The following is a 16,982-nucleotide window of genomic DNA, read 5'->3' on the forward strand; positions in this document are numbered from 1 at the left end:
TAAATCGTAACATAGAAAAACTTTCCTATACAATTATAACGCCTGTATTTGATTAATTTGAGTAAACGCTTGGTTTTAATACTCCTACATAAGGCAGATTACGATATTGCTCTTTATAATCTAAACCGTAGCCTACAACAAATTCATGCGGAACAGTAAATCCAACATAATCCGCTTTAAGGTCTACTTTTCGACCAGTTGGCTTATCTAGAAGCGTAATAATTTTTACAGATTTTGCTTTGCGATATTTGAATAAATCTACTAAGTAGCTTAATGTCAGACCGCTATCAATAATATCTTCAACGATTAAAATATCGCGACCTTCTACAGAAGTATCAAGGTCTTTCAAAATCTTCACTTCACCTGTTGAAACTGTAGAATGACCGTAACTAGATACAGCCATAAAATCCATTTCAAGATATGTATCTGTTCTCTTTAATAGATCTGCCATAAAAGGCATTGCCCCTTTTAATACACCAATTGCAAGAGGTACTGTATTCTTATACTCCTCCGCAATGATCACACCTAGTTCGCGCACCTTTTCCTGTATTTGCTCCTCAGAAATTAATACTTTTTCAATATCTTGATTCATCATTTCATTATCCTCCCGGAAGACTCCTTGCTTTTGTAGTGAATAATTATATATTTATCCTTGTTTGCTACTTTTTGCGAAATAGCAAATGCAGATCGTTTCAACAAGGGAACCCAAATAATGTTTCCACTTGCATCACAAACAATCGGCCACTCTTCTCTTTTTTCCTTTGGTACTTTCGCTTCGATAAAGATAGTTTTTATCTTTTTTGTACCGCTCATACCTTGTATTGACATGCGATCTCCATTTTCTCGAGAGCGAATCAAAAGAGGATATGATATATCATTATACTTAGCGACAAATATCATTTCATTCATGTCACTCGGTATTTCCTCTATTACTTCTGCTATAAGCTTATCTCCATTCGCTAATGTAACTGCACCAGGTACGGATAAAACTTCGGAAAAAGGGGTAACAAATTCTTGTTTAAATCGGAAACTGCATTCTTCATATGCACGAACAATTTTTAAACCTTCTGGAAAATCTAGTGACCCTGATGGTTGTATTCGTTTGAAAAACGCAATTACTTTGTCAATATGTATAGAAGAAAGCGAAGATGGAATCTTATATTCATAAAGATAGTTTAATATTAGTTGAATCCCTCTCCTTTGTAAAGGCATAGACAAGGATTCAAAGGCAGGAATTGATAAAACAAGATATTTATCACTTTTTTTTGTAATTACTTTATTCATCTTTTCAAAAGCTAATTCCTGCAAATAGGCCTCATCCTCTTGCATAAGCTGACTAAATTTTTGAAATCGCTCATGCACCTGAGGATTTTCTTCTTTTAAATAAGGCAAAACATACTTACGTAGTCGATTTCTTGTATATACTTCTTTTTTATTACTTGGATCTATACGCGGTATAATGTCTAACTTGTCGCAGTAATCTAAAATTTCTTCCTTTGTCACTGCCAATAAAGGCCTAATTAAATATCCATTATGAAAAGGGCGTTTCACAGCAATACCAGCATATCCTTGCGGAGTACTCCCGCGCACGAGACGCATCAGAATCGTTTCTACTTGATCATCTCCATGATGACCAAGCGCTACATACCCTGCATCATATTTCCTCATTATTCTTTCCAAAAATGCATATCGACATTCCCTTGCAGCTACCTGCGCATTCTTTCCATATTGCTGTTGATATTGCGAAACATTAATTCTTATCGTTTCACAAAGAATCCCAAGCTCATGGCAAAGATTTTCTACAAATTGTAAATCTTCGTAGGATTCATCTCCTCTAAACATATGATCTACATGCGCGACTACAATTGTTAAATTCTTTGCTTCTCTTTTTTCTAACAAATAATATAGTAGAGCTAAAGAGTCGGGCCCTCCTGAAACTCCTACAACAATGGTCGAATGTTCCTCTAATACATCATGCTGCTTTGCAAATCTATCCACTTTTTCAACAAATGAATTTTTCAACTTCGCATTCACCCTTCATTAAAACCAAACAATAACATACTTTACCTTGATTATAATGGTACAACTTTTACAAACTTTGTGCAAAAAAAAGATGTACAAAATTCATATTTTTATCTTACATCCTTTATTACAATAAAAACCAGATTTCTCTCATACAAAAAGGCCTAGAGCTTCTAGGCCTTACGATAATTTACTATTGCGCCTGCATACCTACAATCGGGATTGTAGCCCATTTTGGCATATTTTTCTTCACCTTTGCAACTACAATCGTCATATCATCATGAATATACCCATCACCCGAGCGAATGACTTCTTCCATAATAATGTCAGCAATCTCTTGTGGGTCATCTGTTTGTAGCTCTTTAATTTTACGCTTCATCCATACTTCATGATTTTCAACATGTTGCGCCCCTTCGAAAATCCCATCGCTCATCATAATGAGAATATCCCCTGTTTTTAGTTGTTCACCTACAACATCTACTTCAACATCCTCAATAATCCCCATCGGTAAATTACTTGCTTCTATTTTTATAATGTTATTTCCACGCTTCACAAAGCTTGGTGTTGAACCAATTTTTAAAAACTTAGCGCTCGCATCTCGCAAATCTACCATAGCTAAATCAAGCGTCGTAAACATTTCTTCAGTTGTTCTTAAAGAAAGAATCGAATTAATAGATTTAATTGCAATCTCCTCATCAATACCAGATTGCAATATTTTGTGTAGTAGTTTTACCGTCTCCTTACTTTCCAGATGAGCTCTTTGTCCATTCCCCATTCCATCGCTTATCGCTAAAGCATATTTCCCTACACTTAAATCCATCATTGCATAAGAGTCTCCAGATACAAATCCTCCCCCCTTAGCTGCTGTGGCAAGTCCTGTATCAAGCGAAAATGTTTTTGCAGACCCAAATGAGATAAGACTATGACCATTTGGATAAGCAGATCGATCTTCATGTTTAACAATAATATTCTCTTTTAAAATATCAGAAAGCATCGGTGCAACTAATTTTTCACATTCACCATGCTCGTTAGACATAGCTGGAATCATCATTTCAATATCGATACTCCCCCTATCTAAACAATAAATATCCACGTGCTCTATCTCAACACCAAAATCTCGTAATGCTTGTAAAATTTGTTCCTCTTGTGCTTGATGATTCTCTCTTTCTTTCTGAATTTCTTTTGCAAAGTCCTCCATAACCTTCGAAACACCTAGTAGCTGCTCCGCAACAATTCTACGATTTTCCTTCATTTGTCTTCGTAATTTTTGTCCTTCATAAAAATGATCTAATTCACTCGCTACTAAATCCGTCACTTTCTTTCCTCTTACACAATACTTGTCCCACCCACGAACTAATTTACGGTTATGTTGAAGTGTCCCAGCCTCGGTTTCATCCATAATCTGTTTCATATAATCATACGTCTTATCAAAATTCACAACCCAACATTGATCTTTTTTAAAGCAAGTTTGACATGTTTTCGCAGTAATGGTACTTAAAAACAAGTCTGCTTCCGCTTCTTTATCTTCTTCTTCTACATATCCATACACCGAAAAACTATTTGACAATGCGGAAAATACATTTGCAAACTGATTAATTTTATTTGCTGTAACGTCACGCATTCTCCGTAAATATTGCTGCTGATCCTGTGAATGTTCTTGTGTCCCTGGCATAAACTTAGCAATTCGATCTATCATTGTTTTTGGTGTTAACATAAACAATGCAATTGCTATACCGGATTCTATTAAAGTTGTAATAATACTTGTTTGTTTATCTACATACAATGTAATTAAGCTTGTACCAATTAATAATCCTAAACTTACTCCAATTCGCTTTCCTTCTCTTAATAATCCTCCAAGCAGTCCCGAAAAGGCTAATAAACTCAGTTGGGATAAGCTGGCTACATTGGCCAAACTTAATATCAATCCAGTTACAACACCCACTGTTGAACCAGTCGCTGCTCCTGCAACGAAAGCAAACAATAACACTAAATATCTCGTAAAAATATGCTGAATAGAAGCATCATAAATAAACCAATCTGTTGTACCTGTAAGTACAGACGCCAATAATATAATCAAGCAAACAATTTCTTCGGTTTCTAGAGCTTGTTGCTTTCCCCTTCTTTCTGTTAACAACGGAACACTTTGTAAAAAAATCATTGTCAATACAAAACTAAGTCCTGCTTCTATTGTACTTACAAGCAAATCATACATGGTAACTGTTTGTTGCGCGAAATAAACAACAATAAGATGTGCGGTTAATGCGGAGATAAAAACTTGAAATGGTACAAGTCCAACGGTTTTGCGTGTAAATCGCTTAAAGAAGATATTATAAATGAAGAAAGTAAAAATAGATGCAAAAGCAAAAAGTAAATTATCGATCGAAACAGAAAGCGCTCCACCCATAAGAGCTAAAAACGCAAGTGCCATCTTATCCCGTTTCATTACATATACGGCAGCAAAAAATGGTAATGCGAATGGTAAAATATTCGTTAATATATATGCTCGTCCTAAAAGAAAACCGATTAAAACGATTACAAACCCCCATCTAAAAAAAACATGCTCCAACTTCATCCTTATCTTACTTGTCCATCCTGTTGTACTAAGCTGACCATCACCCATTGCTAATACACTTGTATTCATTGTATTCCTTCCTGCTTTAGGCATATTTTTAACACCACCTGCATAGTTTAATTATTGTCATTATAAAAGATGATGTTCAGGATTTTTGTCAAAACAACAGATATTCCCCTCAAAATCGTTCGACTTTTTATTCAAAATAAATCTATATATATACAAATAGTCGGAAAAATAAAATAGGAAATAATAATTTTTCTGAAATTAAATGGTGTTTTTGTAGAATTATCGAATATATTTATAAAAAAAGATCATGCTAATTTGCATGATCTTTTTTGGGATGACCCGTACGGGATTCGAACCCGTGTTACCGCCGTGAAAGGGCGGTGTCTTAACCACTTGACCAACGGGCCGTTAAATTAAAATATAGCGGCGGAGGGGATCGAACCCCCGACCTCACGGGTATGAACCGTACGCTCTAGCCAGCTGAGCTACACCGCCATGTCGTCTTATTTAACGGACAATTAGTATCTTATATCAAATCCATTTCAAAGTCAACATATTTAAAAAAGTTTTTTATTCTTTTTTTAACAAATATATTCATATAAAAAAGCGCCCTGAGCAAATTACTCCGGGCACCTCTCTATATGTTAGAAATAAAATGGTTTTATCCGCGACGAGCGCCTCGGCCACCACGTTTAGATTCTGTATTACGCTTCAAAGAAGTTAATCGATCTTCACTATCTTTTAAAAAGCGTGCCATTTTTTGCTCAAACGTTTCTTTCTGGTTGCGGCTATCATTACCACGGTTATCTCTGTTAAAAGAGCGATTACGTTGTGGACGTCCAGAACGTTGTTCACCGCGTGGACGATCGCCCTCAGTTTTTTCACGTTCTTTAGCTTTCTTTATAGACAGGCCAATTTTCCCATCTTTTTCAACATTAATAACTTTTACTTCTACTTCGTCGCCAACTTTTAAATGGTCATTAATATCTTTCACATAATTATCAGCAACTTCACTAATATGAACAAGACCCGTTAAGCCTTCTGGCAGCTCCACAAAAGCCCCAAAATTTGTAATACCTGTTACTTTACCCTGTAACTTGCTGCCTACCTCAATTGACATAAAAAAAATGCTCCTCCTTAGTGGTTAAAAAGTCAAATTTTACTTTATTATATATAATCCTAAAATATAGTGTCAATAAGACATACTCTACTTAGAAACAGGAAAAATTATCTCTCCTTTTCCAGAGAAGAAATAATCCCTTCTAGCAATCTTTAAAACGTACTCTTCATCATTCAACTTTTGAATATCACCTTTTAATTTTTTTTCTTCTTTCGTTAATGCTTCCAATTCCTTCTTCATGTCTTCAACCTTTGCTTCTCGCACTTTAATAGAACTATTTTGCTGATAAAATGTTACACTAACACTTACAACAATTGTAAAAGCGAAGACAAGAAAAACCGTTAAACGGCGATAAAGTCGCTTCCTGTTGTCATTTGTTTGTATTATATGTTCCTTTACAGAATTTGGATTCTTTTTTTCAATCACTCTTTGTTTCAGTTCCCTCATTTCCGAGGTCCCCCTAACTTCTGTTTTAGCCGCCTCCATACCTTGAAAATATATTCTTTCCATTTCTTCACATATTCTAGGAGTCCCGCATATTTCTCTATAAAAATTTTAACACGGTTAGGGAGAAGTTTCCATATGAGTGACGCAATAAATCGAAAAGGCCAGAAAAAAACTTTCCACACAAAAAGTACGATTAAAGTCAAGAACTTCCATAAAACATGTCCAACAGAAAGTAGCATACGAAATAAAAATAATATAAGTGCAATCATAAGCTGCATTATAACAACAACCGGCTTGATCAGGAGTTGTTTCATCATTTGAATAGCAAATTGGATCATTTGCATAGAAATATAAATGAGAAAGTTCAATACTTTCATGTACAATGATTTCAGTAGACTTTGATATGCAGCAAAGCCACATAGTAACGCAACAAATACATACACACGCAGTTCTGCTTCATTTACAAGTAATAATACATAAAAGACAAATAGTGCTTGGACAATCCAAAATAGTATATCATTCATAAATACAGTCCATCGTTTACGCTGTGAGCGTTTTAAAAAACGTTGGTAGGTATCTAAAGATGCACCAATCCAAGCGCCCATCCCAATCATCGAAAGCATTGTATACAATTGCACCGTTAGACTCATTTAAACAACTTACTAAAGAAGCCTTTAGCTTTCTCCCCTTGATTCTCATCAATATAAAGCAGCTCATGAATTTTGCCTTTAATAGATACAATCCCTTTTTCAACATCTAAATTTTTCATCTGCAAATTTTGACCGCGAATCGTTAAAAACCCCATGACAGTCTCTAACAAAAATTCTTCACTATCAAAACTCTCTACTTGTTTTACGCCGGTAATGTCAATTACACGTCTCCCACGCATAATAATATCATGCTCTACAGACCCGTTTTGCTGGTTAGAAGATATAGTTGAATAACTATTATTCACGAAGAATCCCCCCATAGCTTGATATTAGCTAATAGTAATGTATGAGGGGAGAAATAAATTTAGAACAAGCCTTCTTCAGCTTTTACTTTTTCTTCACGAATGACAGTATACATATTAGCAGCTTCTTCTTTTTTCGTCGTTTCTTTTAACTCATTTATTTTCACAGTTACTACTTTTTGACCAAATCGAATTGTAAGTTCATCTTCAACCTTTACAACTGAACTTGCTTTTGCAACTTGTCCATTAATTGAAATTCGTCCTTGATCTGCTACTTCTTTTGCTAACGTTCTTCTCTTAATTAAACGTGATACTTTTAAAAATTTATCTAATCGCATCTCATTTCCCCCTATTTATTCTCTACTTGTTTTGCTTCCTCCCACAAAACGTCTAATTGTTCTAATGTGAATTGTTGTATTTCTTTATTCATCTCAGCTATTTTTGCTTCCATATATAAAAAGCGGCGCATAAATTTTTCATTTGTGACATGAAGTGCTTCTTCTGGATTTAAATTATAATAGCGAGCTATATTAACAAATGCAAACAATACATCACCAAACTCACCTAACATTTTTTCTCGATCCATTTTCTCTACTTCTTGTTGAAACTCTTCCCATTCCTCTAATGCTTTCTCTTTCATCGGCTGAACATCAGCCCAATCAAACCCAACTTTCCCTGCCTTCTTTTGGATTTCATAAGCACGCATTAGTTGCGGTAAACTTTTCGGTATACCTGCTAAAACAGACTCTCTTACATTTCCTTTTTCTTGCTTCTTAATTTCTTCCCAATTCGAAAGAACGTCCTCTGCATCTTTAACCTCTACTTCACCAAATACATGCGGATGACGACGCACCATTTTCTCAGATAGTGTTTGAATGATGTCATCGATAGAGAACCAACCTTCATCTTCTCCAATTTGAGCATGAAGCATAACTTGTAATAATACATCACCAAGCTCTTCAACTAAGTGATCATCGTCCTCTTCATCAATCGCCTCTAATACTTCATATGCTTCTTCTATTAAGTATTTCTTTAAGGATTGATGCGTTTGTTTTTTATCCCAAGGGCAACCATTTGGCCCGCGAAGCTCCGCAATAATTTCGCGTAGCACATCGAATTGTTGATACAACACTTTCCGTTCTTTCACTGGAGGTACATACACACTCGTTAAATTGTTCAGCTTTGTTTCATGATCTAACATATATAACGGTACTTTTTTCACTTCTTCAAAAGATGTCCCTGCCGCTGTTACAATATATACCTCATATTCATCAGGTAACATTTCCATTAATGTCAATTTTACGTCCGATGCGACGAATGCATCATATACTTGACAAAAAATCAAATGGTGTCGCAATTCCAATTGTCCACGTTCAAAAGATGTAGCATCAACAAATTGAAATCCTTCAATCGGATCAATTTTCAAGCTAGAAAACATCGGATCGAGAAAGCTTTGTCCACCTTCAATCCGAATTTCAACTTGCTCTTGTTTTCCCTTTTCTAAGAGTAATTGAACGGTTCTTTCCGCAACAAGCGGATGACCAGGTACAGCATAAATAATTTCCGTATTTTGCGCTTTTTCTAGCAGGACATTTACAATTGTTTCATATACAATTTCAAATGTATCATGCGCTTCATATATATGATCAAAAGCTGTGTACTGAATTCCTTCTTTTTCTAATTCCTCAATAACAGGATGTTCTTTTGTGCGTACATACATATGCGACGCTTCTTTTATCTTCTTATATACACCCATTGTTAGCTGGTCTAACTCACCAGCTCCTAATCCTAACACTGTAATTACTCCACTCACAGAAGTCACCTCTATCCACTCTTCTTCAAGGAATCTTTTATTTTATCTTGCTTCATAAAAGTTCCAAGTTCCTCTTTTGTAAAAACAGACATTTTCAAAATGAAAAATCCGTATATCAGAACACCAATTCCTACTCCTAATAAAGCCTCAATTGATGCAAAAATTCGGCTCATACGACCTAAGCTTTCAAATATATTTATAAAAACCATCAATATAACAGCCATACCTACACCGCTAATCACGATTTTCGTCAATTGCTGCTTTTCAATAATTGCTTCTTCTACAATTCGAACAAGTAAACCACCGTTTAACAACACGATACTAAGAAGTGCTAATAAAGTTGCAATCGCAGCCCCTGCTATCCCTATATATGGCATCAATATATAGTTAAGTACTAACTTTAAACAACTTCCTAGTACAACAAAAAGCGCTGGCTTTAACGTTTGTCCTAATCCTTGTAAAATAGAAGCCGTTGTAATAGATAATGAACTAAATAAAATGGATATAGCTAAAATCGCTAATACGCCTGACCCATTACTATTCTCAAATAACATCGTATTGGTTGGCTTTATAATGCAAGCTAGTCCAACTGCTGCTGCTAGTCCAATGACAATCGTTATTTTTATCGCCAACTTTACCTTTTCTCTAATAAATGCGTAATCTCCTCTTTCTCTCGCCGCTGTAATAAGCGGGATAAGTGAAAGCGAGAACGATGTCGTTACAACTGTCCCAAGCTGCATTAACGGAATACTTCTATCATAAACCCCTTTTAACATTTTAGCGATTTCTGCTGGTTCTCCAGCATGAATAAGCAAAGTATAAAAAGAGAGGGAATCTGCCATTTGAATAAAAATTAAAACTAAATTACTTACGCAAATACCAATTCCTTGCCAAAAGAGCATACGAATCATGGCTTTTTTATTTCGAATCCTTTTCCATCTTTGCAAGAAAATTGATTTGAAATCTTGGCGCATATAAAGAAACAGTACAATCATACCAATCAGCCCACCAGCAACTGATCCAAACATTGCTCCAGCCCCAACTGTATATAAATCAAATCCATGAGCCATAAGAAATAATGATAACAATACAATAATGGATACACGAACGCTTTGTTCCATTACCTGCGAAACAGCTGTCGGCATCATCTCATTAAATCCTTGAAAATATCCTCTTGCTACAGATAAAAAAGGCATCAATAAAAACGAAAACGAAATAACTCTCAGCAATTTATATAGTTGTATATCACCCATCACTAACGCAATAGTATGGGCACCAAAAAATAAGGTAAAAAAGCCAATGCTACCAATTCCTAATAAGAACCAAAAAGAAACACAAATGATTTCTTCTGCTTCCTTTTGCCTACCTTGTTCCAAACGTTCCGCTACCATCTTAGAAATAATGATTGGAAAACCATACGTAGCTAGGATTAGGCAAAATCCATAAAAGGGATAAATCTGCTGATAAATATAAAACCCAATATCCCCTGCTATATTTTGATATGGAATACGGTAAAAGGCGCTTAACACTTTTGTAACAAAACTGGCAACCGTCAATATAATTGCCCCGCGCCAAAAGGCTTGATACTTCTTCGCTTCCATACGAGAAAACTCCTTTTCTATTCTCATCTTCCGTATTATATCACAAAGAAAAAAGCAGAATTCTATTTGAAACAATCTCATCCTGATCGAATAAAAAATAATAAATATACCAGGAATATAAAAAAAGGTAGCAAAAGTAGCTACCTTTTTTTATATTATTTATCTTCACGCAACAGTTACATTTTCTAATAAGGAAAAATGATAATTAGGAAAGGTTGTTATTTATAAATAGCTGTATTTCTTATTGCTCCATTTGCTTAGCTAAAAAGCTTGCAGCAGTATCTACAGCTTTATGCTCTACCTCAGTTATAACTGTATCCTTCGAGAAAATGATAACAGCTCCAATTGGATCTCCATTGGCGACAATAGGGCCAATCGTATAAGAATGAGCCTTTTCCGTTACCCCTTCAATAATTGAAATTTCACTTTCATCTGTCATAATAACAGACTTTCTTTCTTCCATTATCTTTTCAACTAAATCCCCAATACTTTTATTTAAGTATTCTTTTTTAGATGCCCCCGCTACAGCAATAATGGAATCTCGATCACAGACGAGTACATTATGTCCTAAGCTATCATATAAAGCATCTGCATATTCTTTTGCAAAATCACCTAATTCACTAATTGGCGAATATTTTTTTAAAATCACTTCTCCATCGCGATCGACAAATATTTCTAGTGGATCTCCCTCGCGAATACGTAAAGTTCTACGAATTTCTTTTGGAATTACTACCCTACCTAAATCATCAATTCGACGTACGATTCCAGTTGCTTTCATTCTAATGCTGCCTCTCTTTCTACTGATGATGAAAGTGGTGAAATTACCTGTTCATGTAAAAATCACCAACTGTTAAACATAGTATTTTACACATTAGTTCTTCTATGCACGCCGAATTGCATTTTTTATTTTATTTTAAGCATTTATTGCCTCTTTCTTCACGTCTGGTAAGCCTTTTAATAAATTTTCAGCAATCGTTAACCATTTTGATGTTTCTAATCCATTTATTTTCATACTAACTTTCAAATGTGGCCCTTCCATTCCAAGTCCAATCATACGTCCAAATTTATTTCCAAGCATAAATAGTTTTCCACCATCAATATTTTGACTTGCTTGTTCCGAGAATAAGAATGTCACTTCAAACTTCGTTTGTTTAATTAATTCAATCTGTTCTTTCATTGCCAACACTTTAATATTTGCAATTTGTAATAAATATCCTACCTCTTGCGGATAATCACCAAATCGATCAATCATTTCTTCTTGTAATTCTTCAATATCTTCCAGTGTAGAAACGCCTCTAAATTGTTTATACATCATAATCTTTTGTTTACTATCCGATATATAGCTATCCGGTAAATATGCATCTACTTCTAAATCAATTTCAACATCAATTGTATTTTCAATACCCTGTTTTCCTCTTCTTTGTTCAATGGCATCTTTTAACATTTGAGAATATAGATCAAATCCTACTGAATCAATAAATCCATGTTGTTCCGCTCCTAATAAATTCCCTGCACCACGAATAGATAAATCTCGCATTGCAATTTTGAAGCCTGATCCAAGCTCTGTAAATTCCTTAATTGCTTGCAGGCGCTTCTCAGCAACTTCAGATAACACTTTGTCGCGCTTATATGCAAAATATGCATAAGCAACACGATTTGAACGCCCAACTCGGCCACGAAGCTGATACAGCTGCGATAATCCCATACGATCTGCATCATACACGATTAATGTATTTACATTTGGAATATCAACGCCCGTTTCAATAATTGTCGTACTTACCAGAACATCATGTTGTCCCTCTAAAAATGACAGCATGACAGATTCAAGTTCACTTTCATTCATCTTCCCGTGCGCATATGTTACACGAGCATCTGGAACTAACATAGAAATTTCATCTGCTTTTCTTTCAATATCCTCTACACGATTATATAAGAAGTAAACTTGACCACCTCGGGCAAGTTCTCTTTCTATCGCTTCTCGAATTAGCGCCGGGTTATATTCCACCACATACGTTTGTACTGGAAAACGATTTTCTGGCGGTGTTTCAATAACCGATAAATCCCGCACTCCAAGCATGGACATATGAAGTGTACGTGGAATTGGAGTTGCTGTTAACGTTAAAACATCAATATTCGCCTTCAATTGTTTAATTTTTTCCTTATGTGTAACACCAAATCGTTGTTCTTCATCAATAATAAGAAGGCCTAAGTCTTTATATGTTACATCTTTCGATAAGATACGATGTGTCCCAATAACAATATCGACAGTCCCATCTTTCAACCCTTTAATCGTTTCATTTTGTTCTTTACGAGTACGGAAACGACTTAATAACCCGATGTTAATCGGATAGTCTTGAAAACGCTCTCGAATTGTTTCATAGTGTTGTTGTGCAAGAATGGTTGTCGGTACTAAAATGGCAACCTGTTTTTCATCCATAATCGCTTTAAATGCCGCTCTAATAGCTACTTCTGTCTTTCCATAACCAACATCACCACAAAGAAGACGATCCATTGGTCGACTGCGTTCCATATCCTTTTTAATCTCTTCAATGGAGCGTAATTGATCTTCTGTCTCTTGATACGGGAAAGAAGATTCAAACTCCTGCTGTTCTGCAGTATCTGGTGTAAATGCATATCCTTTTGACGCTTCACGTTCTGCATATAATTTAATTAAATCATCTGCAATATCTTGTACAGATCTTTCTACCTTTGTTTTCACTTTTTTCCAATCATTACCACCAAGTTTATAAACTTTCGGGTCTTTACCTTCCGACCCTACATATTTTTGAACTTGATCAATTTGTTCAATTGGAACATATAATTTATCATTTCCTTGATATTTAATATTTAAATAATCTTTATGAACACCATTAATCTCTAATGTTTCTATTCCTAAGAATTTACCAATACCATGGTTTACATGAACAACATAATCCCCGACTTTTAGTTCAGAATAGCTTTTAATTCGCTCGGCATTTGATAACTTTTGCTTGCGCTGCGACTTTTTCACCTTTTTATGGAACAACTCTTTTTCTGTAATGACAACAAGCTTTTGCATCGGCATTTCAAATCCTGCATGTAAATCACCTACAGCAATTTGCAAACGTCCAGGAAGTAATATATCTGTCGATTCTATAATATCTGCCTCAATATCATAATCGCTTAATATATGTTGTAATTTCTTAACACGCTCCTCATCTGTTCCTAAGACAACTGTTGTAAATTGCCCCTCATTCCATCGATCAATTTCTGTTTTCAAGAGTTGCATTTGCCCATGAAAATCCTGCATTGTTTTACATGTCACATTGACAATATTTTGCGGGTGCGTATGTGCAATGTGACGTAAAAATAATGTTAAATACACAAACCTTCTTTTTTTATGGTGCAAAAACTCTTCAAAGGAATGAGAGAATACCAAATCTTGAATGATAGCCCCTTCACTAAGAAGTGATGTATACCACTCTGCCTCTTCTGTCTCAAGATGTGATGCTGTCTCTTGAACGCGTGAAATTTCATCTAAAATAACTACACCGTTTTCAGGTAAATAATCTATTAGACTAGCAGGTTCCTTGTAGAAAATAGATAAATACTTAAACATTTGCTCTATATTTTGACCATTCTTTAATAACTCTATCTCATGACTAACTGTTTCTAATACTGCTGTTTTAATTTTGTCATCAGATAATTTTTGCATCGTCTTTATTAATCCTTTTTCAAGATGCTCTATACCTAACTGCAACTCTTCTGGTGAAAATAAAAACTCCGTCGCTGGTCCAAACTTTACACTTTCTCTTTTATCTTGAGATCGTTGTTCCTCAACATCGAATAAGCGAATCGAATCAACCTCTGTATCAAAAAATTCAATACGAAACGGCAATTCCTCTGTTAAAGGATAAATATCTAATATTCCTCCGCGTAAACTAAACTCTCCCGGAGCCTCTACCATTGATTTACGCTCATAGCCAATATGATGTAAGGTATGAAGCAATGTATCTAAATCAACCTCTTGCCCTAGATTGATTTCAATTTGTTTTTGCTTCCATAACTCCTTCATAGGCAAAAATCTTCGTAATCCAGCAACAGGAGCAACAATGATACCAGTCTCCCCCATCGCTAAACGATTTAATACTTCAATTCGCTGCGCTTTAAGTTCAGGGCTGGCAACACCAACTTCTGATGCAATCAATTCATTCACAGGATACAGCCAGACGTCCTTTTCACCAAGTAATGATACTAAGTCTTCATATATTTTTTGTGCTTGATATAAATTGTGTGTCACAACAAGTTGAGACTGCTTTGTCTTTTTATATAAAGCAGCCATTAATAAAGAACGGGAAGAGGTTGCCATCCCTGATACCAGTTGCTCTTTTAATCCTTCTTCTAAACCATTTATAATGGATTGAACCTCTTTATTTTTATAAAATTGCTCTAATAATCCTATCATTTTCAAAACTCCTCTCAACATAAAAGAGCAAGTGACTATATTTTTATGCAAATATTTTGGAAAAAGAAAATAGAAAAATGCTTTGGACACGCCAAAGCGATATGATTTATTGCAAAAACTTTTCATATTCATAATACTCAGGATAAGATGCGAGTGTTTCTTGACATAGTTCACAAATTGTTTTTATATATATATTTCCATTCTCATGAAAATGAATCATATTCACTCTTTCTTGCTCTGTCAGTTGAAACAAAACATCGCTGTATACTTTTTCTACGGTAATGGAACCTACGTGACAACCACAATGCCTACAGTAATAATGTCCGTCCATACTATCCTCCTAAAGGTACAATTACTACTAGTATGGATCAAAACATGATAAAATATTCCAATTCATAAAATTAGTTATTAAAATCGTTCATTACTTGAAGAAACGATTTGTTAAGCCACTCCTCGCACGCGTCAGCAGCTTTCTTAATAGAATGATTTACATCTACCATTTCTTCCGCTGTAAAACGTCCTAACACATAGTCTACTACCTTCATTCCATTTTTAGGGCGATCAATTCCCATACGAATACGTTGGAACTCTTGTGTTCCTAAATGAGCGATTGTCGACTTTACTCCGTTATGACCACCCGCACTTCCTTTCATACGAAGGCGTAATTTCCCTACAGGGATATCTAAATCATCATACATAATAATAAAATCTTCTAAATCAATCTTATAATAATCCATAAGTGGACGGATACTTTCTCCAGACAAATTCATATATGTAAGCGGCTTTAATAGAATCACTTTTTCACCATTCACAAAACCTGCTCCAAACATCCCCTTAAACTTTTGTTCATTTAAAGAAATGTTCCATCGCTTCGCAAGTTCATCAATCGCCATAAATCCAATATTATGCCTTGTTAATTCATATTCTCTACCCGGGTTCCCAAGTCCTACTATTAATTTCATTCTTCCACCACTACTTTCTTTCTACGATACGAAAAGACGTAACCAAATTTGGTTACGTCTCATTCTATCCAATTAATTGAATAATACACTTACAGATTCTTCTTCGTACACACGAATGATTGCTTCTCCGATTAATGGAGCAACAGAAAGTTCGTGTACTTTGTCAATTTTCTTCTCTTCTGGTAATACGATAGAGTTCGTTACTACTAACTCTTTAATATTTGAATTTTCAATGCGCTCAATTGCTGGACCAGATAAAACTGGGTGTGTACAGCAAGCATATACTTCAGAAGCACCATTCTCAACAAGAGCGTTTGCTGCTAATGTAATTGTACCAGCTGTATCAATGATGTCATCAATTAAGATTGCTGTTTTTCCTTCGATATTACCGATAATGTTCATTACCTCAGCTACGTTCGGACGAGGACGACGCTTATCAATAATAGCGATTGGCGCTTTTAAGCGATCAGCCATTTTTCTTGCACGTGTTACACCACCGTGGTCAGGAGACACAATTACGATATCTTTAAGACCTTTGGACTCAAAGTAATCAGAAAGAATTGGTACACCCATTAAGTGGTCGATTGGAATATCAAAGAATCCTTGAATTTGTGGAGCGTGTAAATCTAGAGTAATTACACGAGTTGCACCTGCTGTTTCAAGCAAGTTTGCTACAAGTTTCGATGTAATCGGTTCACGAGAACGTGCTTTACGATCCTGGCGTGCATAGCCATAATAAGGCATTACAATATTAATTGTTTTTGCAGATGCACGTTTTAATGCGTCAATCATAATAAGTAGTTCCATGATATGTTCGTTTACTGGAAAACTTGTAGATTGAATAATGAATACATCACAACCACGAATACTTTCTTCAATGTTAATTTGAACTTCTCCATCGCTAAAACGGTCAACAGAACATTTCCCTAACTCAACTCCAATATGCTTTGCAATTTGCTCAGCAAGTTCCTTGTTAGAGTTTAAAGAGAATACTTTCAAATTAGAATTTAGATATTGAGTTGACATCTAGATTAACCCTC

At 35.3% G+C, this 16,982-nt stretch carries 15 protein-coding genes and 2 tRNA genes; all 17 read right to left on the reverse strand.

Features of this window, described 5'->3' with window-relative positions; genetic code table 11:
* Positions 1 to 52 precede the first annotated feature (52 nt).
* The 17 genes from hpt to MR063_RS20065 all read right to left on the reverse strand — a co-directional run bounded on the left by hpt (position 53) and on the right by MR063_RS20065 (position 16,968).
* Positions 53 to 595 carry a hypoxanthine phosphoribosyltransferase gene (gene hpt, locus MR063_RS19985; protein ID WP_242201002.1) on the reverse strand — a complete coding sequence of 181 codons (543 nt, stop codon included), beginning with the start codon at positions 593 to 595 and terminating at the stop codon, positions 53 to 55.
* Complete coding sequence (tilS, locus tag MR063_RS19990) at positions 592 to 2,022, reverse strand: tRNA lysidine(34) synthetase TilS (RefSeq protein ID WP_242201004.1); 1,431 nt, start codon at positions 2,020 to 2,022, stop codon at positions 592 to 594. The genes hpt and tilS overlap by 4 nt, the downstream gene beginning before the upstream one ends.
* Before the next feature lie 193 nt (positions 2,023 to 2,215).
* Positions 2,216 to 4,687, reverse strand: a complete 2,472-nt coding sequence (gene spoIIE / locus MR063_RS19995) for a stage II sporulation protein E (RefSeq protein ID WP_242201005.1) — start codon at positions 4,685 to 4,687, stop codon at positions 2,216 to 2,218.
* Between the two features lie 251 nt (positions 4,688 to 4,938).
* A tRNA-Glu gene (locus MR063_RS20000) sits at positions 4,939 to 5,010 on the reverse strand.
* Between the two features lie 14 nt (positions 5,011 to 5,024).
* Positions 5,025 to 5,098 (reverse strand) — tRNA-Met (locus MR063_RS20005).
* 166 nt (positions 5,099 to 5,264) lie between these two features.
* Positions 5,265 to 5,723, reverse strand: coding sequence for a S1 domain-containing RNA-binding protein (locus MR063_RS20010; protein WP_011983200.1), 459 nt, complete (start codon positions 5,721 to 5,723; stop codon positions 5,265 to 5,267).
* Positions 5,724 to 5,810: 87 nt separating this feature from the next.
* Positions 5,811 to 6,170, reverse strand: a complete 360-nt coding sequence (divIC, locus tag MR063_RS20015; protein ID WP_242201006.1) for a cell division protein DivIC — start codon at positions 6,168 to 6,170, stop codon at positions 5,811 to 5,813.
* The gene (yabQ, locus tag MR063_RS20020) at positions 6,167 to 6,820 is read right to left on the reverse strand and encodes a spore cortex biosynthesis protein YabQ (RefSeq protein WP_242201007.1); all 654 of its coding nucleotides are present in this window, start codon (positions 6,818 to 6,820) and stop codon (positions 6,167 to 6,169) included. Before yabQ ends, divIC begins: the two co-directional genes overlap by 4 nt.
* Entirely contained in the window at positions 6,817 to 7,125 is a 309-nt protein-coding gene (yabP, locus tag MR063_RS20025) for a sporulation protein YabP (protein WP_242201008.1), read from the reverse strand. Before yabP ends, yabQ begins: the two co-directional genes overlap by 4 nt.
* Positions 7,126 to 7,184: 59 nt before the next feature.
* On the reverse strand, positions 7,185 to 7,460 hold the full coding sequence (locus MR063_RS20030; protein WP_242201010.1) for an RNA-binding S4 domain-containing protein: 276 nt from the start codon (positions 7,458 to 7,460) through the stop codon (positions 7,185 to 7,187).
* A gap of 11 nt (positions 7,461 to 7,471) precedes the next feature.
* The gene (yabN, locus tag MR063_RS20035) at positions 7,472 to 8,935 is read right to left on the reverse strand and encodes a bifunctional methyltransferase/pyrophosphohydrolase YabN (protein ID WP_242201012.1); all 1,464 of its coding nucleotides are present in this window, start codon (positions 8,933 to 8,935) and stop codon (positions 7,472 to 7,474) included.
* Positions 8,936 to 8,946: 11 nt separating this feature from the next.
* Positions 8,947 to 10,536 carry a putative polysaccharide biosynthesis protein gene (locus MR063_RS20040; protein WP_242201014.1) on the reverse strand — a complete coding sequence of 530 codons (1,590 nt, stop codon included), beginning with the start codon at positions 10,534 to 10,536 and terminating at the stop codon, positions 8,947 to 8,949.
* Between the two features lie 241 nt (positions 10,537 to 10,777).
* Positions 10,778 to 11,314: a stage V sporulation protein T gene (gene spoVT / locus MR063_RS20045; RefSeq protein ID WP_242201016.1), complete on the reverse strand. Its 537-nt coding sequence runs from the start codon at positions 11,312 to 11,314 to the stop codon at positions 10,778 to 10,780.
* Between the two features lie 135 nt (positions 11,315 to 11,449).
* Complete coding sequence (mfd, locus tag MR063_RS20050) at positions 11,450 to 14,980, reverse strand: transcription-repair coupling factor (protein WP_242201018.1); 3,531 nt, start codon at positions 14,978 to 14,980, stop codon at positions 11,450 to 11,452.
* A 106-nt stretch (positions 14,981 to 15,086) separates the two neighbouring features.
* A complete protein-coding gene (locus tag MR063_RS20055) occupies positions 15,087 to 15,311 on the reverse strand; it encodes an anti-sigma-F factor Fin (RefSeq protein ID WP_242145706.1) in 225 nt (74 codons plus the stop codon).
* A 70-nt stretch (positions 15,312 to 15,381) separates the two neighbouring features.
* Positions 15,382 to 15,942: an aminoacyl-tRNA hydrolase gene (gene pth, locus MR063_RS20060; protein WP_242145705.1), complete on the reverse strand. Its 561-nt coding sequence runs from the start codon at positions 15,940 to 15,942 to the stop codon at positions 15,382 to 15,384.
* A gap of 72 nt (positions 15,943 to 16,014) precedes the next feature.
* Positions 16,015 to 16,968: a ribose-phosphate diphosphokinase gene (locus tag MR063_RS20065; RefSeq protein WP_242145704.1), complete on the reverse strand. Its 954-nt coding sequence runs from the start codon at positions 16,966 to 16,968 to the stop codon at positions 16,015 to 16,017.
* Between the last annotated feature and the right edge of the window lie 14 nt (positions 16,969 to 16,982).

Origin of the sequence: Bacillus cereus group sp. BfR-BA-01492, assembly GCF_022662815.1 — a bacterium.
GTDB classification, from domain to species: domain Bacteria; phylum Bacillota; class Bacilli; order Bacillales; family Bacillaceae_G; genus Bacillus_A; species Bacillus_A cereus_BD.

What these genes read in the sequence shown, in the direction of transcription:
- hpt (WP_242201002.1), bottom strand. Translation starts at nt 595, where the DNA reads ATGATGAATCAAGATATTGAAAAAGTATTAATTTCTGAGGAGCAAATA.
- spoIIE (WP_242201005.1), bottom strand. Translation starts at nt 4,687, where the DNA reads ATGCCTAAAGCAGGAAGGAATACAATGAATACAAGTGTATTAGCAATG.
- MR063_RS20010 (WP_011983200.1), bottom strand. Translation starts at nt 5,723, where the DNA reads ATGTCAATTGAGGTAGGCAGCAAGTTACAGGGTAAAGTAACAGGTATT.
- divIC (WP_242201006.1), bottom strand. Translation starts at nt 6,170, where the DNA reads ATGAGGGAACTGAAACAAAGAGTGATTGAAAAAAAGAATCCAAATTCT.
- yabQ (WP_242201007.1), bottom strand. Translation starts at nt 6,820, where the DNA reads ATGAGTCTAACGGTGCAATTGTATACAATGCTTTCGATGATTGGGATG.
- MR063_RS20030 (WP_242201010.1), bottom strand. Translation starts at nt 7,460, where the DNA reads ATGCGATTAGATAAATTTTTAAAAGTATCACGTTTAATTAAGAGAAGA.
- MR063_RS20040 (WP_242201014.1), bottom strand. Translation starts at nt 10,536, where the DNA reads ATGGAAGCGAAGAAGTATCAAGCCTTTTGGCGCGGGGCAATTATATTG.
- spoVT (WP_242201016.1), bottom strand. Translation starts at nt 11,314, where the DNA reads ATGAAAGCAACTGGAATCGTACGTCGAATTGATGATTTAGGTAGGGTA.
- mfd (WP_242201018.1), bottom strand. Translation starts at nt 14,980, where the DNA reads ATGATAGGATTATTAGAGCAATTTTATAAAAATAAAGAGGTTCAATCC.
- MR063_RS20055 (WP_242145706.1), bottom strand. Translation starts at nt 15,311, where the DNA reads ATGGACGGACATTATTACTGTAGGCATTGTGGTTGTCACGTAGGTTCC.
- pth (WP_242145705.1), bottom strand. Translation starts at nt 15,942, where the DNA reads ATGAAATTAATAGTAGGACTTGGGAACCCGGGTAGAGAATATGAATTA.
- MR063_RS20065 (WP_242145704.1), bottom strand. Translation starts at nt 16,968, where the DNA reads ATGTCAACTCAATATCTAAATTCTAATTTGAAAGTATTCTCTTTAAAC.